Annotated in this window: 19 protein-coding genes and 1 pseudogene; 10 read left to right on the forward strand and 10 right to left on the reverse strand. The window is 72.7% G+C overall.

Translation table 11 applies throughout. The features are described from left to right. The 6 genes and pseudogenes from KF737_RS19100 to KF737_RS19125 form a co-directional block, all read right to left on the reverse strand. Positions 1–321 (reverse strand): annotated as a pseudogene (locus KF737_RS19100) (hypothetical protein); the annotation flags it as partial. Beyond that, positions 318–464, reverse strand: coding sequence for a hypothetical protein (locus KF737_RS19105; RefSeq protein ID WP_296458816.1), 147 nt, complete (start codon positions 462–464; stop codon positions 318–320). The gene KF737_RS19105 and the pseudogene KF737_RS19100, both read right to left, overlap by 4 nt. Continuing rightward, a complete protein-coding gene (locus tag KF737_RS19110) occupies positions 461–1,450 on the reverse strand; it encodes an SO2930 family diheme c-type cytochrome (protein ID WP_296458819.1) in 990 nt (329 codons plus the stop codon). Before KF737_RS19110 ends, KF737_RS19105 begins: the two co-directional genes overlap by 4 nt. 194 nt (positions 1,451–1,644) lie before the next feature. Beyond that, positions 1,645–2,856, reverse strand: coding sequence for a parallel beta-helix domain-containing protein (locus tag KF737_RS19115; RefSeq protein WP_296458822.1), 1,212 nt, complete (start codon positions 2,854–2,856; stop codon positions 1,645–1,647). 217 nt (positions 2,857–3,073) lie between these two features. Next, the gene (locus KF737_RS19120) at positions 3,074–3,589 is read right to left on the reverse strand and encodes a hypothetical protein (RefSeq protein WP_296458825.1); all 516 of its coding nucleotides are present in this window, start codon (positions 3,587–3,589) and stop codon (positions 3,074–3,076) included. Positions 3,590–3,825: 236 nt separating this feature from the next. Further along, positions 3,826–4,839 carry an adenosine deaminase gene (locus tag KF737_RS19125; protein ID WP_296458828.1) on the reverse strand — a complete coding sequence of 338 codons (1,014 nt, stop codon included), beginning with the start codon at positions 4,837–4,839 and terminating at the stop codon, positions 3,826–3,828. Between the two features lie 104 nt (positions 4,840–4,943). On the opposite strand from KF737_RS19125, the gene KF737_RS19130 reads away from it, so the two are divergent. The 9 genes from KF737_RS19130 to KF737_RS19170 all read left to right on the forward strand — a co-directional run bounded on the left by KF737_RS19130 (position 4,944) and on the right by KF737_RS19170 (position 14,521). Further along, entirely contained in the window at positions 4,944–5,561 is a 618-nt protein-coding gene (locus tag KF737_RS19130) for a DUF4129 domain-containing protein (RefSeq protein WP_296458831.1), read from the forward strand. Further along, entirely contained in the window at positions 5,558–6,799 is a 1,242-nt protein-coding gene (locus KF737_RS19135) for a DUF4350 domain-containing protein (protein WP_296458834.1), read from the forward strand. The genes KF737_RS19130 and KF737_RS19135 overlap by 4 nt, the downstream gene beginning before the upstream one ends. Continuing rightward, a complete protein-coding gene (locus tag KF737_RS19140) occupies positions 6,786–7,742 on the forward strand; it encodes a MoxR family ATPase (RefSeq protein ID WP_296458837.1) in 957 nt (318 codons plus the stop codon). Before KF737_RS19135 ends, KF737_RS19140 begins: the two co-directional genes overlap by 14 nt. Before the next feature lie 178 nt (positions 7,743–7,920). Further along, positions 7,921–9,234 carry a DUF58 domain-containing protein gene (locus tag KF737_RS19145; RefSeq protein ID WP_296458839.1) on the forward strand — a complete coding sequence of 438 codons (1,314 nt, stop codon included), beginning with the start codon at positions 7,921–7,923 and terminating at the stop codon, positions 9,232–9,234. After that, the gene (locus KF737_RS19150) at positions 9,234–10,229 is read left to right on the forward strand and encodes a stage II sporulation protein M (protein ID WP_296458842.1); all 996 of its coding nucleotides are present in this window, start codon (positions 9,234–9,236) and stop codon (positions 10,227–10,229) included. The genes KF737_RS19145 and KF737_RS19150 overlap by 1 nt, the downstream gene beginning before the upstream one ends. Beyond that, positions 10,226–11,134, forward strand: a complete 909-nt coding sequence (locus KF737_RS19155) for an RDD family protein (protein ID WP_296458845.1) — start codon at positions 10,226–10,228, stop codon at positions 11,132–11,134. Before KF737_RS19150 ends, KF737_RS19155 begins: the two co-directional genes overlap by 4 nt. 255 nt (positions 11,135–11,389) lie before the next feature. Further along, a complete protein-coding gene (dgcA, locus tag KF737_RS19160) occupies positions 11,390–12,397 on the forward strand; it encodes an N-acetyl-D-Glu racemase DgcA (RefSeq protein ID WP_296458848.1) in 1,008 nt (335 codons plus the stop codon). A 7-nt stretch (positions 12,398–12,404) separates the two neighbouring features. Then, positions 12,405–13,742, forward strand: a complete 1,338-nt coding sequence (locus tag KF737_RS19165; protein WP_296458850.1) for an anthranilate synthase component I family protein — start codon at positions 12,405–12,407, stop codon at positions 13,740–13,742. Continuing rightward, positions 13,739–14,521, forward strand: a complete 783-nt coding sequence (locus tag KF737_RS19170) for an aminotransferase class IV (RefSeq protein WP_296458852.1) — start codon at positions 13,739–13,741, stop codon at positions 14,519–14,521. Before KF737_RS19165 ends, KF737_RS19170 begins: the two co-directional genes overlap by 4 nt. On the opposite strand, the gene KF737_RS19175 is transcribed toward KF737_RS19170, so the two are convergent. Further along, positions 14,502–15,833 carry an aspartate aminotransferase family protein gene (locus KF737_RS19175; RefSeq protein ID WP_296458855.1) on the reverse strand — a complete coding sequence of 444 codons (1,332 nt, stop codon included), beginning with the start codon at positions 15,831–15,833 and terminating at the stop codon, positions 14,502–14,504. The two genes, KF737_RS19170 and KF737_RS19175, sit on opposite strands and share 20 nt — an antisense overlap. A 131-nt stretch (positions 15,834–15,964) precedes the next feature. Beyond that, positions 15,965–17,242 (reverse strand): MFS transporter, encoded by a 1,278-nt coding sequence (locus tag KF737_RS19180; RefSeq protein ID WP_296458858.1) that lies wholly within the window; start codon positions 17,240–17,242, stop codon positions 15,965–15,967. Positions 17,243–17,501: 259 nt separating this feature from the next. On the opposite strand from KF737_RS19180, the gene KF737_RS19185 reads away from it, so the two are divergent. Then, positions 17,502–18,746, forward strand: coding sequence for an LLM class flavin-dependent oxidoreductase (locus tag KF737_RS19185; protein WP_296458860.1), 1,245 nt, complete (start codon positions 17,502–17,504; stop codon positions 18,744–18,746). 62 nt (positions 18,747–18,808) lie between these two features. Here the strand turns inward: KF737_RS19185 and KF737_RS19190 are convergent, their stop codons facing one another. Both KF737_RS19190 and KF737_RS19195 read right to left on the reverse strand, forming a co-directional pair. Next, entirely contained in the window at positions 18,809–19,414 is a 606-nt protein-coding gene (locus KF737_RS19190) for a CoA pyrophosphatase (RefSeq protein WP_296458863.1), read from the reverse strand. Between the two features lie 26 nt (positions 19,415–19,440). Beyond that, a complete protein-coding gene (locus KF737_RS19195; protein WP_296458867.1) occupies positions 19,441–20,043 on the reverse strand; it encodes a PEPxxWA-CTERM sorting domain-containing protein in 603 nt (200 codons plus the stop codon). Positions 20,044–20,064: the final 21 nt, after the last annotated feature.

A 20,064-nucleotide genomic window follows, 5' to 3' on the forward strand; every position in this document is an offset into this window, starting at 1 on the left:
GCCGAGGGCCTTCAGCGCCATCGCCGCCTGCTCGCGCGAAGACCCCATGCCGAAATTGTCGCCGGCCACCACCACGTCGCCGGGCTTGGCTTCCTGGGCGAAGCGTGGATCGACGGTCTCCAGGCAATGCCGGGCCAGTTCGGCGATGGAGCCCTTCATGTAGAGGCCGGGCGCCAAAACGTCGGTGTCGATGTTGTCGCCGAACACCCAGGCCCGCCCGCCGGCATGATCGAGTCGGGCGGAGGAAGCGGCCGTGCCGGCAGTAGCTGGCGCGAAAGAGGGCATGGCGCGAAGCTTAGCCCCGGCGCGGTCGAGCGTCATGCATCGTTTTCGCCGCGTTCCGGCTCGATCGCCTCGGTTGTATCGGCGGCAACGCCGTCGTCGATGCCGATCGTGTCGGCGGCGGCCGCGGGCGCGGCGGCGGCGAGGCCGGCGGCGAGCGTCGCGCGGCGGGTGAGGCTCACCTGGGCGGCATCCGGGCGATCCACTCGCGGATCAGCGCCAAGCCCTCGTCGTGGGTCAGCGAACGGCCGAGCTCGGGCATCATCACGCCGGGCTCGGTGGAGGCCATGCGGTAGACGAGGATGGACTCGTCCGGGTGGCCCGGCGAGAGGCCGACCTTCAGGTTCCCGGCGCCGCGGCCGGCGGCGACCGGGCCCTTGCCGACGCCGAGCTGGGCGGGACGCGTCTCCTCCAGGTCCAGGAACAGGCCCGAGTTGGAGGCCACGGCGCGCGGGTTGTGGCAGTGGGCGCAGTTGGTGTCGAGGTAGGCGCGGGCGCGGGCCTCCAGGGGCTCTGCGGGATCGTCCCAGCGGGCGGTGCGCGGCGCCTGCGCGGGGTTCGGCGCGCCGGTGAGGAGGCCCAGGCGGCTCCAGTGGGCGAGCTGGTTCTCCGGTCCCTCGGCGTAGGCGAAGGCGCCGTTGAGGTTGCGGGCCTTGGGGCCGATCGGGAGCAGCGCCTTGTCGAGCTGGTGGCACTCCTTGCACTGGTTCTGGTTGGGGACCGCGTAGTCGACGTGGCGCGCCTGGCCGGCGGCGTCGGTGAAGCCGACGTCGAGGCGCGTCCCGGCGCGCTTCAGCACCGCCTCGGTCTGCTCGGCGTTCCAGACGTAGGCCAGCGCGACCCAGCCTTCCGCCTTGCGGATCAGCAGGCGGGTCTCGAGGTAGCGGACCTGGGCGTCGGGCCGGCGGAGATCGGCGGGGTAGGCGAAGGTCTTCACCAGGGTCGCGCCGACGGGGAAGTCGAGGACGCCGTCGGGGCGGTACGCGGCGGCCTTGCCCGGCGGCAGGTAGAGCATCCGGAACTTCTCGGCGTAGTCGGAGAAGAGCGGCGTGTTCAGCGCGTAGGGCGTCAGGCCCGCGTTGGGCCGGCGGCCGGCGGCGTCGGTGAACAGGCGGTAGTCGGCGAGCTTCGGCGCGGGCGTCTCGGCCAGCAGCGTCTCCAGCGACACGGCCGGCGGTTCGGGCGCCGCGCCAAGGCACGCGATAGCGAACAGCGGCGCGACGGTGCGAGCCCAGCGCCCCCTCCACCCCTTCGTGGTCCCCCTCCCCCATGAATGGGGGAGGTTCGCGGTTCGACGTACCTCCCCTGCGAAGCGAGGGAGGGGGACCGCGAAGCGGTGGAGGGGGCGTCGCCGGAGGCGCATCAGGCTCCGAGGTCGGCCTGGGGCTTCGGCAGGACGACGGCCTTGGGCTCGGCGACCTGGACGTCGCCGATGGTCTTGGCGACGACCGGCCGGGCCTTCTCCAACTCGCCCGGCGCGGGCAGGTTGAGGTTGAGGATCGGGCCGTCCGTGATCCGCACCTTCACGGTGTCGGCGATGCCCGGATAGGCGGTGACGCCGTCCCACATGATCGGCGGCACGGCGCCGCCCAGCATCGCCTTGACGATCGGGCCGCCGGCGAACTGCGGGTCCCAGGCGTTCCGGCCGATCCTGTTGTCGCGCACGACCACGTCGCGCAGCAGCGGGTTGTAGGTCTTGTCGTCGAACTTCTGGACGTAGGCGACCAGCATCACCGCGGCGCTCTTGTTGCCGTCGATGACGTTCTCGAACACGTGGACGTCGCGGTTGGCCATGATCATGACGCCCGTGCCGGTGGGCACATTGGCCACGATGTTGCCCTTGGGCGCGAAGTTCTGGGTGTCGTTGTCGACCACCTGGTTCCTGAACACCCGGTGCGAGTGGCCGCCCATGACCGGCAGGTTCGGCAGGTCGAACACCAGGATGCCGCCGGCGTTGTGGGTCGCGACGTTGTCGAACACGTCGGCGTTCATCGAGTTCTCGATCTCGATGCCGGCCACGTTGAATTCGGCGCGGCTGCGCTTGACCACGATGTTCTTCGACTGGCCGACGTAGATGCCGGCGTCCGAGGCGCCCCTCACCACCACCTGGTCGATCAGCACGTTCGAGGACGAGACGGGATAGACGCCGTAGGCGCCGTTGGTCTCCTTCGGGCCGCCGGTCCACTCGACGCGGACGTTCAGGAAGCTGATCTGGTCCGAGCCCTTGGACTTGACGCCGTCGCCCCGGGTGTCCTCGACGGCGAGGTCGCGGACGGTGACCTTGTCGGAGGTGACGAGCAGGCCCTCGCCGGCGCCCTTCTGGCCCTTGAAGGAGAGGATGGTCCTGTCGGGGCCGGCGCCCTTCACGGTCACGCCGTCGACGTCGAGCGAGAGGCCGTCGGTCAGGTCGTAGCGGCCGGCGGCGAGCGCCACCACGTCGCCCGGCTTGGCGTCGAGCAACGCGGTCTGGATGCGCTCCTGCGCGTCCGGGCCGGGGGCGACGGCGAGGGTCCTGGCGTTCGCGGCGGCGCAGAGCGCGGTGGCGGCGCAAAGGGCGAGGGCGAAGCGGATCATGGAAGCCTCCCACAGGGTCATGACGCCCCGTTCGACTTCGAAGCCTGCCGCTGTTCACGAGCGTCACGCAACCCCTAAGCTCCCGCGCATGGACACGAAGATCGTACGCATGGCTCGGCGCCGAGCTCGACAACGTCGAGGCCCGCGGGCTCTACGAGAGCCGCCGGTTCAAGGGGTCTGAGATGGTTGTCCACAACCTGGACGACGAGGACTGAGCCTAGGAGGAGTCGACGGGTTCGGCGGACGCACGATCGGCCGGAGGGGCGTCGTCGAAGCCGACGGCCTCGCGGACCTCGGCGATCTGCGAGGCGAGATCGGCGTCGGCGAAGCCCGGCTCGCGGGCCATGTCGTCGATGGCGTGATGGACCATGTCGAGGACGAACTCGGCGGTATCCCGGTCGTCCGGGAAGTCCTCGATCACCAGGCGTTCGACGGCCTCGTAGAGCACGCGCTGGCGCTTGTTGATGCGCTGCTGCGCCTGAGGGTCGGGCGCAGCGGGGGCGGCCGGCTCGTGCGCAGCGGCGTCGAGGTCGCGCCTCAGCTTCGACTTGATCAGCAGGATCTGGCGGTAGCTGCGGGCGGCGCGCTCCGAGGTGCGGGCGAGCTTGCAGGCCGCATCGTCGTCCTCGGCGGCCTCGGCCCGCTCGGCGAAGCGGAGCGCGAGGCGCAGTTGCGCGGCAGCCAGGGCGTCGAGCCCTTGCGCATCGGCGTCGGTGAGGTCGAAGAGCGACATTGGAACGTCAGGAGAACATGAGGTCGGCTCGGAGCCAAACTTGTCGATGCGCCCTCCTCGCGCCTCTCTTTGAACGTCATCCCCCGGCTTGTCCGGGGGACCCATTGGGCTGTGAGGCATCGGTGGCCCGCGGCGGGGAAGCCGCACATCATCACCGAGTCACAGCCTAATGGGTGGCCCGGACAAGCCGGGCCATGACGTACTTTTTGAGTGCGGGGCTTTCTTGAGCGCTGGGCTTAGCTGGCGCTCGCGTAGGCGTCGATGGCGGCGAGGTGCTTCGCCACTTCGGCCGGGGGCAGGAACGAGCCGGTGAAACTGTTCCTGGCGAGGGTGACGAGGTCGGATTTCGTGAGGGCGAGGGCGTCGGCGATCCGGGTGTAGTTCTCGCCGACATAGCCGCCGAAGTAGGCGGGGTCGTCGGAGTTGACGGTGGGCCTGAGGCCCAGGTCGAGCATCTTCTTCAGCGGGTGGAGCCGGAGGTCGCTGACGCCGCAGAGTTTCAGGTTGGAGAGCGGGCAGACCGTCAGCGTCATGCCCTCGGCGGCGAGGCGCTGCACCAGCGCCGGGTCCTCCAGCGCGCGGTTGCCGTGGTCGATGCGGTCGACCTTCAGGAGGTCCAGCGCCTCCCAGACGTATTCGGGCGGGCCCTCCTCGCCGGCGTGGGCGACGCGCTTCAGGCCGCGCTCGCCGGCGGCGGCGAACACGCGGGCGAACTTCGACGGCGGGTGGCCGACCTCGGAAGAGTCGAGGCCCACGCCCGCGATGCGGTCGAGCCAGGGTTCGGCGGCCTTCAGGGTGGCGAAGGCGGCGTCCTCGTCGAGGTGGCGCAGGAAGCAGAGGATCAGGCTGGAGGTGATCCCGAACTCGCGCCCGGCCTCGGCCATGCCGGCCAGCAGCCCGTCGGCGACCACGGCGAAGGGCACGCCGCGGTCGGTGTGGGTCTGCGGATCGAAGAAGAGCTCGACGTGCCGCGTGCCGTCGGCGGCCACGCGGCGGAAGTAGTCCATCGCCATGTCGTGGAAGTCCCGCTCGGTCAGGAGGACGGCGGCGCCCTGGTAGTAGATGTCGAGGAAGTCCTGCAGGTTGGAGAAGGCGTAGGCGGCGCGCACCTCCTCCACGCTCCCGAACGGGATCGCCACCTTGTTGCGGCGGGACAGCTCGAACATCAGCTCGGGCTCGAGGCTGCCCTCGATGTGCAGGTGGAGCTCGGCCTTGGGCAGACCGCGGATGAAGGCGGAGAGGTCGGTCATCCCGAGGTCGTCGCGCCGAAGCCCGGGCGGGTCAAGCAAACGGTTTCGACCCTTGCGGGCGCGCGGGCGTGGGCTAGGCTCGGTTGCGCAACTCGGGGGCGTGCGTGGCGAGCGTAGAGGCGGGAACGGCGGAGCAGAAGCTCGCCGCGGCGCACAAGGCGCTGCTCGAGACCCGCGGCCTGCAGTTCGACTTCACCGGCGCGAAGGTCGAGGAGCCCGCGAGGCTGCCGCAATGGCTGCTGGACTTCTTCCAGGCGGCCGGGCCGGTGCTGGTCCCCGTCTTCTGGGGCGGGGTGATCGCGGGCGGCCTGCTCATCCTCTACTTCATCCTGCGCGAGGTGGTCCCGGAGCGCTGGCTGCGCGGCAAGCGGACCGTGGCCGCCGCCACCGACTGGCGGCCCGAACCCGGGAAGGCCCGGGCGCTGCTGGAGGACGCCGATGCGCTGGCGGCGGCGGGGCGGTTCGAGGAGGCGATCCACATGCTCCTCTTCCGCTCGATCGACGACCTGGCGGCGCGGCGCCCGGGGCACGTGCGCCCGGCGCTGACCAGCCGCGACATCGCCGGGCTGTCGGTGCTGCCGCCCCCGGCGCGCGAGGCCTTCGCGCGGCTGGCGCAGGCGGTGGAGCGGACCTTCTTCGGCGGCCGGCCGGCGGGGGCCGACGAGTTCGGCGCGGCGCGGGCGGACTACGAGGCCTTCGCCTTCGCCGAGGGCTGGCGATGAGCGCGGTGGCCGACGCGGGCGGGGCGTCGCGGCCGGCGCCGGCGTTCTCGCCGGGCGCGGTGCTGGCGCTGGTGATCGTGGGCGTCGTGGCCTTCGCGGGCCTGGCGGTGCTGTCGGCCTTCGCGCCCGAGCTGCGGACCGGCCAGGACGGCCGGGGCCATGCACTGTCGAAGTCGGCCATCGGCTTCGCCGGCGCGCCGATCCTGATGAAGGGTCTGGGCCGGCAGGTGGTGGTGAGCCGCGTGCGGCCGCATTCGGTGGCCGACGCCGCGGTCGTGCTGACGCCGGACGAGACGATGCAGGCCAGGGTGCTGAAGCCGTTCGCCGAGGCCGGGACGCTGCTGATCGTGCTGCCCAAGTGGCAGGCGGCGCGCGACCCGATCCGTCCGGGCTTCGTGCGCAAGGTCGGCGTCATCCCCGGCGGCCCGCGCTATTCGAAGCTGCTGGCGGACTGGTCGAAGACGACGGCCACGACGGTGCGGAAGGGCGTCACGCAGCCGGTCCTGCGCGGGGTCGGCGACAGCATCTTCGCGGCGGGCACGGTGCTTCCCCTCGGCAAGATCGACGGGCTCCAGACGGTGTCGGGCGAGGGCTGGGCGCCGGCGCTGGTCGACGAACAGGGCCGCGCGGTGCTCGCCTATTCCACCAAACACCGGAACGTCTGGCTGCTGGCCGAGCCGGACCTGCTGAACAACCAGGGCCTCAAGGCGCTGGCCAACGCCCGCGCCGGCGCGGCGATCCTGGACGCGGCGAGCGCGTACGGCGAGCTGCCGCTGATCTTCGACGTGACGCTGAACGGATACGAGCGCGGGCGCGGCCTCTGGCGGCTGATGCTGGAGCCGCCGTGGCTGGCCGCGACGCTGATCGGGGCGATGGCCGGCGTGCTGATGGGGCTGCACGCCCTGGCGCGGTTCGGCCGGCCGCGGCGCAAGGGCCGCACGATCGCGCTGGGCGCGCGGGCGCTGGTGGACAATTCGGCCGCGCTGGTGCGCACGGCGCGAAAGGAGCACGAACTGGCGCCGGCCTATGCGGCGCTGATGCGGGCCCTGGTGGCCCGGGCGGCCGGCGGCCACGCCAACGAGGCGCGCTGGCTCGACGACCTGGCGGCGCGGCGCGGGGCGGCGCAGCCGTCCGAGCTGGCGGCCGAGGCCGAGGGAACGAAGACGCGCGACGACCTCCTGTCGTTCGCGCGCAGGATCTACGAGTGGCGAGGGGAGATGACGCGTGAACGTCGCTGAGGTGAAGGCGCTGGCCGACGGGGTGCGGGCCGAGGTGGCCAAGGCCATCGTGGGTCAGGGCGACACGGTCGACCTGCTGCTGACGGCCCTGTTCGCCCGCGGCCACGTGCTGCTGGAGGGGCCGCCCGGCGTGGCGAAGACCTACCTGGCGCAGTGCTTCGCGCGCACGCTGGGGCTCGACTTCGGCCGCATCCAGTTCACGCCCGACCTGATGCCGGCCGACATCATCGGGGCCAACGTCTTCAACTTCCAGACCTCGACCTTCTCGCTCACCGAGGGGCCGCTGTTCTGCGAGCTGCTGCTGGCCGACGAGATCAACCGCACGCCGCCCAAGACCCAGGCCGCGCTGCTGGAGGCGATGCAGGAGCGCCGCGTCACCATCGACGGCAAGGCGCGCCAGCTCTCGGACCACTTCATGGTGGTGGCGACCCAGAACCCGCTGGAGCAGCAGGGCACCTATCCGCTGCCCGAGGCGCAGCTCGACCGGTTCCTGTTCAAGCAGACCCTGGGCTATCCGAGCCGGGAGGAGGAGCGGAAGATCGTCGCCGAGTACGGGATGCAGAGCGGCCACTCCGACCCGGCCGCGCGCGGCGTCTCGCGGGTGGTGACGGCCAAGCTGCTGAGCGAGGCGCACGCGGCGGTAGCCGAGGTGCGGCTGACCGACGAGATCGTGGGCTATGTGCTGGACCTCGTGCGCTCGACGCGGGAGACGCCGGACCTCTCCAGCGGGGCCTCGCCGCGGGCCGCGGCGCAGCTCGCGCTGGCGGCGCGCTCGCGCGCGGCGCTGGACGGGCGCGACTACGCGATCCCCGACGACGTGAAGGCCCTGGCGCTGCCGGCGCTGCGCCACCGGGTGATCCTGTCGCCGGCGGCGGAGATCGACGGGCGCCGGCCCGACCAGATCCTGCAAGGCCTGGTCGACGTGGCGGCGGCGCCCAGATGAACGTCCTGCGCACTGGCCAAAGGCTCCCCTCCCCCTTGCGGGGAGGGGTCTGGGGTGGGGGTGTCGACGCCGCGCACCCGGGCATGCACCCCCACCCCCAGCCCCTCCCCGCAAGGGGGAGGGGAGCGCGCAAGACGTTCCGGTCCAGACGCCACGTCCCAGAGGGCGGAAAGCGCCGATGAGGGTCTACCCCACACGGCGGGCGATCGCGCTGATGGCCGTGGGCGCCGCGCCGGCGCTCGCGGTGGCCGTCGCCGCGCCCGGGCTGTGGACCGCGGCGGCCGCCTGGATCGTGCTGGCGGTGGGGCTGATGCTGGCCGACGTGGCGCTGGCCGCGCCGCCCCGGAGCGTCACGATCGAGGCCGCGGCGCCGCGCGTCATGGGCGTGGGGCGGCCCGAGACGGCGCGGCTCTCGGCGCGGTTCGCGGGGCGCGCGCCGCCGCAGGTGGAGCTGGCGGTGGGCGTGAACGCGCGGCTGGCCGCCGAGCCGGAGCGGTTGACGGCGCAGACCGCCGGCGGGGCGGCGGAGGCGGCGGTGACGCTCTCGCCCGTGCGGCGGGGCGAAGGACGGATCGAGGGCGTCTGGGCGCGCTGGCGCGGGCCGCTGGGGCTGGTCTGGCTGCAGCGGCAGGCGCCGGAGGGCCCGGCGGTGGCGGTGACGCCCGACATCGCGGCGGTGAAGGAGGAGGCGCTGCGCCTGTTCGCCCGCGACGCGCCGCTGGGGGCCAAGCCGCTGCTGGACCGCGGCGAGGGCAGCGACTTCCACGCGTTGAAGGAGTTCCAGACCGGCATGGACCTGGGCGACATCGACTGGAAGCAGTCGGCGCGCCACGGCAAGCTGATCGGGCGCGAGTACCGCACCGAGCGGAACCACCACGTGCTGCTGGCCATCGACACCGGCCGGCTGATGAGCGCGCCCGCGGCGGGCCTGCCGAAGCTGGACCGGGCGATCAACGCGGCGCTGCTGCTGGCGTTCGTGTCGCTCAGGCTCGGCGACCGGGTGGGCCTGTTCGCGTTCGACGCGCGGCCCCGGCTGGCCAGCGGGCTGGCGGCCGGGTCGCAGGCGTTCCCGCTGTTGCAGAAGCTGGCGGCGTCCATCGACTACTCCACCGAGGAGACCAACTTCACCCTGGGGCTGACGGCGCTGTCCGGCCGGCTGGACCGCCGCGCCGTGGTGGTGGTCTTCACCGACTTCGCCGACGCCACCTCGGCCGAGCTGATGATCGAGAACGTGGCGCGGCTGATGCGGACGCACCTGGTGCTGTTCGTGGTGTTCCGCGACGAGGAGCTGGAGAGCCTTGTCGCGCGTGAGCCCGAGACGGCCGACGACGTCTCGCGCGCGGTGATCGCCGAGCGGATGCTGCGCCAGCGCGAGGCCGTCTCGGCGCGGCTGAAGCGGATGGGCGCGCAGATCGTCGACGCGCCCGCCGAGAGCCTGGGGACGGCGCTGCTCAACGGCTACCTCGACGTGAAGCGGCGGGGGCTCGTCTGATGGCCGAGCTAATGCTCAAGAGCGCCCGCTTCCGGGCCGAGCGCGAGGCCGACTGGCGCCGGCTGGACGCCCTGCTGGCCAAGGCCGAGAAGGCGGGCGCGGCGGGCCTGAAGCGCGACGAGCTGCTGGAGATCCCGCTGCTCTACCGCCAGGCGCTGTCGTCGCTCTCGGTGGCGCGGTCGATCTCGCTGGACCAGAGCCTGACGGGCTACCTCGAGAGCCTCTGCACGCGCGGCTACTTCTTCGTCTACGGCCAGCGGTCGCGCTGGGGCGAGCGGGTGGCGCGGTTCTTCGTGCGGGACTGGCCGGCGGCGGTGCAGGCGCTGTGGCGCGAGACGGCGGTGTCGTTCCTGCTGACCGTCGCCTCGGTCGTGACGGCCTACATCCTGGTGCGGCGCGACCCGGACTGGTTCTACAGCTTCGTCGATCCCGAGCTGGCGGGCGGGCGCGACCCGATGGCGACGACGGCCTCCCTGCGCGACACGCTCTACAGCCAGCCCGACGTGGTGCAGGGGCTCTCCGGGCTGTCGGCGTTCCTGTTCACCCACAACGCCCAGATCGCGCTGTTCGCCTTCGCGCTGGGGTTCGCGCTCTGCCTGCCGACAGCGGCGCTGATGGTGCTGAACGGCGGGATGATGGGGGCCTTCATGGCGCTCTTCGCGATGCGGGGACTGGCCTACGAAGCCAACGGCTGGCTGTTCGTGCACGGCTCGACCGAGGTGTTCGCGATCGTCCTGTCGGGCGCCGCGGGCTTCTCCATCGGCTGGGCGGTGACCTTCCCGGGCGAGCGCAGCCGCGTCGACGCGGCGGCCGAGGCGGGCCGGCGGGCGGCGACGGTGATGGCGGGCGTGGTGGTGATGCTGTTCGTGGCGGGCCTGCTGGAAGGCTTCGCGCGGCAGCTCGTGACCGTGGACCTCGCCCGCTACGCCATCGGCTCGGCGATGCTGACCGGCTGGCTCGTCTACTTCTACTGGCCGCGGCGGCCCGCGCCATGAGCGTCCAGGGGCTCACGCGGCGGGTGAAGGCGGCGACGGCGAAGCGCGCCAGGGCGCCGGACAAGGGCTGGCGCGAGTTCGTCACGCCCGAGGGCGTCGACCTGCAGCTCAAGGTGGGCGCCTACACCGAGCGCTTCGTGGCGCTCCTGCTCGACTTCCTGATCCTGTTCGGGTCGATGGCGGCGTTCAGCCTGGTGGTCTTCGGAGTCTACGCGGCCACCAAGGCCCAGTGGCTGACCGAGGCGCTGGGGGTGGTCTGGCTGCTGGTCACCTTCGTCGGGCGCAACTTCTACTTCTTCCTGTTCGAGGCGCGGCCGGGCGGGGCGACGCCGGGCAAGCGGGCCATGGGCCTGCGGGTGATCGCCGCCGACGGCGGGGCGCTGACCTCGGACGCCGTCTTCGCCCGCAACGCCATGCGCGAGGTGGAGGTCTTCCTGCCGCTGGCCTTCCTGTTCTCGCGGGGCGAGGGCGTGGACGCCGCGCTGATCACCCTGGGCGCGATCTGGAGCGGGGTCTTCGTAATCTTCCCGCTGTTCAACCGCGACCGCCGGCGGCTGGGCGACCTGGCCGCCGGGACCATGGTGGTGAAGACGCCGAAGAAACTGCTGCAGGTCGACCTCGCCGACACGGAGCGCAGCGCCAGCCGCGGCGTCGCCTTCACGCCCGCCCAGCTCGACGCCTACGGGATCAAGGAGCTGCACGTGCTGGAGGACGTGATCCGCGTCGGCGACCGCAAGGCGATGGCCGAGGTCGCCTCGCGCATCCGCGCCAAGATCGGCTGGGACGGCCCCGCCGACATCGCCGACCGCACCTTCCTCAACGCCTACTACGCCGCGCTCCGCGGCCGCCTGGAGAGCCAGATGCTGTTCGGCCGCCGCCGGAAGGACAAGTTCGACAGGGGGTGAAGGTCCTTCCCCCCTTCACGGGCAGGGCCATCGCATATGGATTGTGGAGGGCTTGGCCGCCCGATTCATGAACCGCAGAGATCGCGGAGATACGCAGAGAGCTCGAGGATGCATCGGAATCCTCCGCGTATCTCCGCGATCTCCGCGGTTCGAATGACGGCCTTTCGGCCGCCCACAATCCCTATGCGATGGCCCTGCCCGTTGGGGGAGCATCTGTAGTCGACGCGGGGCGCTGTTTGCGGGACAACGGTCGAGGTGAGCCTCGATCTGGACATCCGGGCTGAACGCCTCGCGCTTTCGGCGCCCTTCCGCATCTCGCGCGGGGCGAAGACCCATGCCGACGTGGTGACGGTGGAACTGCGCGACGACGACGGCGCGACGGGCCGCGGCGAGGGCGTGCCCTATCCGCGCTACGGCGAGACGACGGAGTCGGTCGAGGCCGGACTGGCGCAGGCGGCGCAGGCGCTGGCGGGCGGCCAGCCGGCGGGCGAGGTCGTGGACGCCATGCCTCCCGGCGCGGCGCGGAACGCGCTCGACTGCGCGCTCTGGGACCTGACGGCGCGGTGCGGCGGGCGCTCGGTGGCGGAGCGGCTGCAACGGCCGCGGCCCGGGCGGCTGGCGACGGCGGTGACGGTCAGCCTGGACACCCCCGAGGCGATGCACGCGGCCGCCGCGGCCATCGCCGATGCGCCGCTGCTGAAGGTGAAGCTGGACGACACGGACCCGCGCGCGCGGCTGCTGGCGGTGGCCGACGCGGCGCCCGAGGCGCGGCTGATCGTCGACCCCAACGAGGGCTGGACCATCGCCACGCTGGACCTGATGGCCGACCTGGTCGAGCGCCTGCACGTGATCCTGGTGGAGCAGCCGCTGCCGGCCGACGACGACATGGCGTTGAAGGGGCTGCGGTACCCGGCGCCGATCTGCGCCGACGAGTCCGCGCACGTGGCCGGCGACGTGGGCCGGCTGCTGGGCCGCTACCAGAGCGTCAACGTCAAGCTGGACAAGGCCGGCGGGCTCACCGCGGCGCTCGGCATGGTGCAGCAGGCGCGGGACCTGGGGCTGGGCGTGCTGGCCGGCTGCATGGTCGCGAGTTCGCTCTCGATCGCGCCCGCCATGTGGGTCGGCGCGCTGGCGGACGCGGTGGACCTGGACGGGCCGTGGTGGCTGGAGAAGGACCGCCCTGGCGGATGCCGGATCGAGCGGGGCGTGCTCTATCCCCCGCAGCGCGGCTTCTGGGGCGAGCCGGCGCCGGCGCCGGGTTGACGCCGCCGTGAGCAGCCTGCCGGCCCGCCGTTCCGCGCCCCCGCCGCGCGACCTCGCCTGCGTGGCGGCGCGGGCGACCGCCTGGGCCGATCCCGTGGCGGTGGGGTCGGCGTTCGCCGACGAGGACTTCGCCTGCGTGCTGCTGTCGGGCGACGGGGGCTGGTCGTACGTGCTGCGGGCGCCCGACGCGGTCGTGAACGGGGGCGAGGAGCTGGACCTGCCGGGCCTGCTGGGCGCGGGCGACATCCATCCCGACGGGCCGCCGTTCCAGGGCGGGGTCGTGGGACTGGCGGCCTACGAGCTGTCGGCCGTGCTGGAGCCGAGCGCGCCGCAGGCCCGTGGCGACTGGCCCGACCTCGTGATGCTGCGCTACCCGGCGCTGCTGGCGTTCCACGCGAGGACGGCGCGCGCGTTCGCCATCGGGCGCGGCGCCGATCCGCGGCGGGCGGCCGAGCGGGCGGACGAGGCGCTGACGTGGCTCGATCTCCCGCGCCGCGCGCCGGCCGAGGGCGTGCTGGGCGCCGGCGTCGCGCTTGCGACGTCGGATGCGGATCATGCCGCGGCGGTGGCCACGACGGTGGGCCGGATCGCGGGGGGCGAGATCTTCCAGGCGAACCTGGCGCGGCCCTGGCGGGGCCGGCTCACGGCCCGGCCGTACGACCTGTTCGCGCGGCTGGCGCGGCGGAGCGCGGCGGGGTTCGCGGCCTACCTGCGGCTACCCGGCCGGGCGCTGGTCTCGAACTCGCCGGAGCGGTTCCTGTCGGTGCGCGGCGACGTGGTGGAGACCCATCCGATCAAGGGCACGCGGCCGCGCGGTCGCGACGCGGCCGAGGATGCCGCGCTGGCGGCGGAGCTGGCCGCGTCGGCGAAGGACCGGGCCGAGAACCTGATGATCGTGGACCTGATGCGCAACGACCTCGCCCGCGTCTGCGCGCCGGGCAGCGTCGAGGTTCCCGAACTGTGGGGCCTGCGCAGCTACGCCAACGTCCACCACCTGGTCAGCCGCGTGCGCGGCAGGCTGGCGGAAGGGCGCACGGCGTGGGATGCCTTCCTGGTGGCGTTCCCGCCGGGCTCGGTGACGGGGGCGCCCAAGCTGCAGGCGATGCGTGTGATCGCCCGCCACGAGCCGCCGCGGGGACCCTACTGCGGCAGCCTGTTCTGGGCGGGGTGCGACGGGGCGTTGGAGGCGAGCGTGCTGATCCGGACGGTGGCGCTGAGCGAGGATGCGGGTGGCTGGCGTTTCGAGGCCCGCGCCGGCGGCGGCGTCGTCGCCGACAGCGACCCGGCCGCCGAGGTCGCCGAGACCACGGCGAAGATGGCCGCCATCCTGGGGGCGCTGTCGTGAAGGCGATCGCGCCCGACGACCGCGGCTTCGCGCTGGGCCACGGCCTCTTCGAGACGATCCTCTGGAACGACCACCATCCCGGCCATTGGGACGCCCACCTCGACCGGCTGGCGCGCGGCTGCAAGGTGCTGGGCCTGCCGGTCCCGGACCGCATCGCCTGCCGCAACGTGGTGGAGGCGGCGCTGGAGGTCGCCGACCGGCCGCACCGCGCGGCGGTGCGGCTGAACTGGAGCGCCGGAGCGGGCGACCGCGGCCTCGACCCGCCGTCGCGGTTCGAGCCGATGCTGAGCGCGAGCGCCGCGAAGCTGGGCCCGACGCCGGGCCCCGCGTCGATGGTCACGGCGGTGACGCGGCGCAACGACCGCTCGCCGGCCTCGCGGCTGAAGACGCTGAGCTACCTCGACAACGTCATCGCCCGCGGCGAGGCGCGGAAGGCCGGGGCCGACGAGGCGCTGATGCTGAACAGCCGCGGCAAGATCGCGTGTGCGGCCGCCGCCAACGTCTTCTGGATCGTCGAGGACGTGCTCTACACGCCCGCGCCCGAGGCCGGGGTGCTGGAGGGGATCATGCGCGCCGAGGTGCTCAGGGCCGCGCGGCGGTCGGGCGTGAAGGTGCGGGTCGTGCGCGGCGCGCGGCCGGTGGTGCTGGAGGACGCGCCGGTCTTCCTGACCAACAGCCTGACGGGCGTGCGGCGCGTGGCGCGGCTGGACGGGCGCGCCGTTCCGTTTCATCCGCTGGTCGACCGGCTGGCGCGGATGGTCAATCCAGAGATGCGATGACGCGGCGCAGGGTGTCGGCGATCTGGCCGATCTGCGCCTCGTCGATGATCAGCGGCGGCGAGAGCGCCACGAAGTCGCCGGCCATGCGCACCGTCAGGCCCTGATCGAAGCACCTCACCATCGCTTCGTAGCCGCGCGCGCCGGGCGCGCCGGGACGCGGCGCCAGGTCGATCGCGCCCATCAGGCCGAGGTTGCGGATGTCGGTGATGACGGGGATGTCGCGCAGGCCGTGCAGCGCCGCCTCCCACACCGGCGACATGGCCGCGGCGTGGGCGAACAGGCCCTCGCGGTCGTAGATGTCGAGCGTGGCCAGGCCCGCCGCCATCGCCACCGGGTGGCCCGAGTAGGTGTAGCCGTGGAAGAACTCCACCGCGCCCTCGGCCCCGCCCGCGATGACCGTGTCGTGGACCTTGCGGCTGGCGAAGACCGCGCCGCAGGGGATGGCGGCGTTGGTGATGCCCTTGGCCGTGGTCATGATGTCGGGCGTCACGCCGAACAGGGTGGACGCGAAGGCCGAGCCCGTGCGCCCGAAGCCGGTGATCACCTCGTCGAAGATCAGCAGGATGCCGTGCTTGTCGCAGAGCGCGCGCAGGCGCTCCAGGTACCCCTTCGGCGGCGGCAGCACGCCGCCCGCGCCGGCCACCGGCTCGATCATCACCGCGGCGATGGTCTCCGCGCCGTGCAGCGCGACGAGCTGCTCCAGCTCGTCGGCCCATTCCGCGCCGTGCTCGGGCAGGCCGCGGGAGAAGGCGTTGCGGGCCGGGTCATGGGTGTGGCGCAGGTGGTCCGAGCTGAGCAGCGGATAGACGCGGCGGTTGTTGACGAGGCCCCCCACCGAGATGCCGCCGAAGCCCACGCCGTGATAGCCGCGTTCACGGCCGACGAGGCGGACGCGCTGCCCCTCGCCGCGGGCGCGGTGGTAGGCGATGGCCATCTTCAGCGCCGTGTCGGCGGCTTCCGAACCGGAGTTGACGAAGAACACCCGGTCGAGCCCCGGCGGCGCGATCTTCGCCAGGCGGTTGGCGAAATCGAAGGCCAGCGGATGGCCGGCGTTGAACGAGGACGCGTAGTCGAGGGTCATCAACTGGTGCTGCACCGCCGCGGCGATCTCGGGGCGGCCGTGGCCGGCGTTGACGCACCAGAGGCCGGCGGTGCCGTCCAGGATCTCGCGGCCGTCGTCGCTGCGGTAGTACATGCCGCTGGCCGAGACGACCATGCGCGGCGCGGCCTTGAACTGGCGGTTCGCGGTGAACGGCATCCAGAATGCCGACATGTCGGTCCGGTTGGCGAGATCGTGGCTGGCGTCGTCCATGGGTGGGCCTCCGTGGCGCCCACGAAACCAGCTTCGCGCGACCGCGGCTAGACCATTCGGCGCTTGGGTCGGTCCGAGGCCGGGAAGCCGAATGGTCTATTCTTAAAGCAAGGTCTTGAGCCCTCGACGGTTCAAGCGAACCGTCGAGGGCTCTGGGCGCTTTCGAAGCCGGGGCCGTAGCGGCGGGTCGGCGCGATCGCGAGGCCGGCGAGGGCGGAGGCGGTCGCCACGACCCCGCAGGCGAGGATCGTCGCCGCGGGGCCGAGCGCCGACAGGATCGGCGGGCCGAGCGCGGTGGCCAGCATGATCGAGCCGATGATGGTGACGAGGCGCAGGCGCAGCAGGGCGGCGTAGTCGTCGCCGGCGAGGCAGGTCGCGAAGAAGGTGGTGATCTGCAGCGTGGCCACGCTGTTGCCGACGCCCACCAGCAGCGCCGCCGCCGCCAGCGCCGGGACGCGCCATCCGGCCGGCGCGAGGACGGCCGCCGCGCCCATCAGCGCCAGGCTGGTCCCGATCATCACGTAGCCCGCGAACAGCCGCCGCAGCGGCCGCCGCGGGCTGGTCAGCACCAGGAGCGGCGTGGACACGATCTCGGCCGTGGCGCCGACGCCGACCACGATGGCGAGGTCCGAGAGCCCGCCGCCCCCGGCCTTCGCGCCTTCGACGAACAGGAGCGGCACGGCGACGGTGTAGCCCAGCGCATAGGCGCCGCCGCGGACGCCCGTCGCGATCAGCACGCTCCAGACCCCCGGACAGCCGTTGGCCGCGCGCACGCCGCGGCCGAGCCGGCGCAGGATCGGCTCGCGGGCGGGCGGGACGCGGCCGCCGTCCAGCCGGTCCCCCACCGCGAAGCAGGCGGCGGCCGAGGCGAGGAAGGTCAGCGTGTTGGCGGTGAGCAGGTGGATCGCGGGCATCGCCTTCAGGAGGCCCGCGGCGAGGAACGGCCCCGCCGCCTGGGCGATGCGGACGCTGGAATCGAAGAGGCCGTTGACCTCGCGCACCTTGCCGGGCGCCAGCGTCGGCAGGCCTGAGAGGAACACCGGCCGCGCCATCGCCTGGATCGCCGCCAGCGCGACGCCCGCGGCGACCAGCAGCGGGAAGGTCAGCCCTTCGCCCAGGCCCGCCACGACGACGGCCGCGGCGATCAGCGCGCACGCGACCTCGGTGGCCACCAGGAACGTGCGCCGCGGCCAGGCCTCGACGGCGGGGCCGGCCAGCAGGCTGACGGCCACGATCGCCGCCGACTGCGCGGTCACCAGCAACGCCGCGTTCGGCCCGGCCAGCGTCGCGGCGATCCAGATCGCGCCCACCCGGTAGAGCTCGCTGCCGACCGCCGACAGGGTGATCCCCGCCCAGAACGCGCGCAGCGTCCGGTCCTTCAGCAGTTCGGCGTAGGGATGGGCGGCCATGGGCCGGGGATGAGGCCGCCGAGTCGCGCGGGCGGCCAAGCTGGAGGGCGCCGCCTCTTGCCTTCCGCGGCGGCCGGGCGGGATGGTGACGCCAACAGGAAGAGGAGCGCCCGTGCCCTGTCTCCCGCTCATCCCGGCGAACGCCGGGACCCAGGTGGCGCACGCCGGGGTGGGCTCGATGAGCGCGGTGCTCTTCCAGCAGGCTCTTTCGTCATTCGATCTGGGTCCCGGCGTTCGCCGGGATGAGCGGAGGTAGATCATGCGGTTCGGGATCTTCTACGAGCACCAGTTGCCGAAGCCCTGGAACGAGGGCGACGAGGCCCGGCTGTTCCACGACGCCCTGGAGCAGGTCGTGCTCGCCGACCGCCTGGGCTACGACTACGCCTGGGAGGTGGAGCACCACTTCCTGGAAGAGTACTCGCACTCCTCCGCGCCCGAGGTGTTCCTGGCCGCCTGCGCGGCGCTGACGAAGACCATCCGGGTCGGCCACGGCATCCGCCAGGTGATCCCGCACTACAACCACCCGGCGCGCACGGCCGAGGGGCTGGGCACGCTCGACATCGTCAGCCGCGGCCGGCTCGACTTCGGCATCGGCGAGGGCGCGACCCGGCTGGAGCTGGGCGGCTTCAGGATCCCGGCGCGGGAGAAGCGGGCGCTGGCGCTGGAGGCGGCCGAGCAGATCGCCAACATGATGGTGATGGCGCCCTACCCCGGCTACGAGGGCCCGGGCTTCTCGTTCCCCTGCCGCAACGTACTGCCGAAGCCGATGCAGAAGCCGCATCCGCCGATGTGGATGGCCTGCACCAACCGCGACACGATCAAGATCGCCGCCCAGAACGGCATCGGGGCGCTCGCCTTCTCCTTCCTCGATCCGAAGGAGGCCGAGACCTGGTCCGAGATCTACTACGGCATCATCAGGTCCGAGGACTGCGTGCCGATCGGCCACGCCGTGAACGCCAACCTCGCGATGGTCTCGAACTTCTCGGTGCATCACGACCGCGACGAGGCGATCCGGCGCGGGCAGGAAGGGTTCGAGTTCTTCTCCTACGCCGTGAACGCCCTGGTGGCGCACGACGTCTACCCCGGCCGCTCGCAACTGTTCGAGGACTTCCGGAAGAGCCGCGCGGCCAGCGACGACGAGATCATCGCCGCGCGCCGGGCCGCCAAGTACAACGCCAACGGCATCGGCACGCCCGACGACATCCGCGAGCATATCCGCGGCTTCCAGGCCGCGGGCGTGGACCAGGTGATCTTCCTGCAGCAGGCGGGCCGCAACCGGCACGACCACATCTGCCAGTCGCTGGAACTGTTCGCCGCCGAGGTGATGCCGGAGTTCAAGGCCGAGGTCGCCGAGCGCGAGGCCGTGAAGGCCAGGGCGCTCGCCCCCTACATCGAGGCCGCCATGGCCCGGAAGCGCTGGATGACGCCGCTGGCCGACGACGAGATCCCGGTGGTCCCGGCCTCGCGCCCGAAGGCGCAGATCAACGAGACGGTGCGCCCCTAACCCCACCGATTGTCATCCCGGTTTCGCCGCCGGCGAAGACCGGGATGACAGCTTTTGGCGTGTTACCTCGCCGTCCAGGTGGGCTGGCCGATCTGGTCGGTGCGGGCGGCGCGGCCGTGCAGGCAGACTTCGCGGAACTGCCAGAGGAAGGCGGCGGTGGGCGGGTTCACCCAGCCGCCGCGGGCGAACATGCGCAGGATCGGCGGGCCGCCGTCCGGATGCTTCTCGCGCCGCGGGGCGCGGGGGTGGTCGAGGTCGCCGAGCGGGACCTGCCAGACGACGTGGACCTCGTCGGGGTTGGCGACCGGATGCAGCGGCTCGGCGCTCCAGAGCACGACCGGCGTAACGACGTGGCCGCCCAGGGTCGCGAAGTCGTCCAGCAGGCCCAGCGCCGCCTCGGCGCCCAGGTCGACGCCGACCTCCTCCCGCGTCTCGCGGCAGGCGGCGGCGACGGCGTCCTCGCCGGGATCGAGCCCGCCGCCGGGCAGGGCGTAGTTGCCGGCGTTGCGCCGCAGGTGCATCGCGCGCCGCGTCAGCAGGAACGCCGGCCCCGCGTCGGTCGGCGCCACCACGATGGCCACGGCCGCAAGACGCCTGCCCTCGTGGGGGAGCGCGATGCGGTCGAAGCGGGCGAGGTGGCCCTCGATGCGGGCGCGAAGGTCATGCACGCCCGCAGCATAGGCCGACTCCCGCCTCAGGCGATGCCGCTTCGACGCCGCCGCAGCGCCGCGCCCGCCAGGCCGAAGCCGGCGATCATCAGCGCCCAGGTCGCCGGCTCCGGCACGACCGTCGGCGGCGTGACCGGCGGCGTGACGGGCGGCGGCGCGACCTCGAAGCCCGAGATGGTCCCGTTCACGCCCCGGTTGCCGACGCGGCGCGGCAGGTCGGGCTCGCTGATCTGGCCGAAGATGTTCGACACGCTGTAGCTGTCGTCGAAGGTGAAGCTGCTGGCGCCGAGGGCGGTGAGCGTCGCGCGCACCCGCACCGGGCCGACGCCGTTCAGCGTCTTCGGCGGGATGAAGAGGTCGGTCACCGTCGTGGAGTCGGGCGCGTGCGCCCAGAGGTCGCCGTTGGTGTCGTAGAGGCTGACGCGATAGCCCTCGCCGGGATCGAGGCCCGCGATGAAGAACTGCATCTCGCCGAAGGCGAAGCGGTAGTACTCGCCTTCGCCCAGGATATCGAAGTCGATCGCCACGCCGTGCGCCGCGTCGACCACCAGGGTCGCGGCGTGGGATGGCGCGGCCGCGGTCGCCAGCAAGGCCGCGCCGGCGACGGCCAGGTTACGCGTACGAGACATCCGTATTCACCCCCCGCGGGC

It is taken from the genome of Phenylobacterium sp., from assembly GCF_019636135.1.
Taxonomy (GTDB): domain Bacteria; phylum Pseudomonadota; class Alphaproteobacteria; order Caulobacterales; family Caulobacteraceae; genus Phenylobacterium.

Bases quoted from the DNA above. Each gene is read 5' to 3' on its own strand.
- KF737_RS19120 (WP_296458825.1), bottom strand. From the start codon at position 3,589: ATGTCGCTCTTCGACCTCACCGACGCCGATGCGCAAGGGCTCGACGCC.
- KF737_RS19145 (WP_296458839.1), top strand. From the start codon at position 7,921: ATGAGGGTCTACCCCACACGGCGGGCGATCGCGCTGATGGCCGTGGGC.
- KF737_RS19185 (WP_296458860.1), top strand. From the start codon at position 17,502: ATGCGGTTCGGGATCTTCTACGAGCACCAGTTGCCGAAGCCCTGGAAC.
- KF737_RS19175 (WP_296458855.1), bottom strand. From the start codon at position 15,833: ATGGACGACGCCAGCCACGATCTCGCCAACCGGACCGACATGTCGGCA.
- KF737_RS19125 (WP_296458828.1), bottom strand. From the start codon at position 4,839: ATGACCGACCTCTCCGCCTTCATCCGCGGTCTGCCCAAGGCCGAGCTC.
- KF737_RS19155 (WP_296458845.1), top strand. From the start codon at position 10,226: ATGAGCGTCCAGGGGCTCACGCGGCGGGTGAAGGCGGCGACGGCGAAG.
- KF737_RS19180 (WP_296458858.1), bottom strand. From the start codon at position 17,242: ATGGCCGCCCATCCCTACGCCGAACTGCTGAAGGACCGGACGCTGCGC.
- KF737_RS19135 (WP_296458834.1), top strand. From the start codon at position 5,558: ATGAGCGCGGTGGCCGACGCGGGCGGGGCGTCGCGGCCGGCGCCGGCG.
- KF737_RS19115 (WP_296458822.1), bottom strand. From the start codon at position 2,856: ATGATCCGCTTCGCCCTCGCCCTTTGCGCCGCCACCGCGCTCTGCGCC.
- KF737_RS19195 (WP_296458867.1), bottom strand. From the start codon at position 20,043: ATGTCTCGTACGCGTAACCTGGCCGTCGCCGGCGCGGCCTTGCTGGCG.
- KF737_RS19150 (WP_296458842.1), top strand. From the start codon at position 9,234: ATGGCCGAGCTAATGCTCAAGAGCGCCCGCTTCCGGGCCGAGCGCGAG.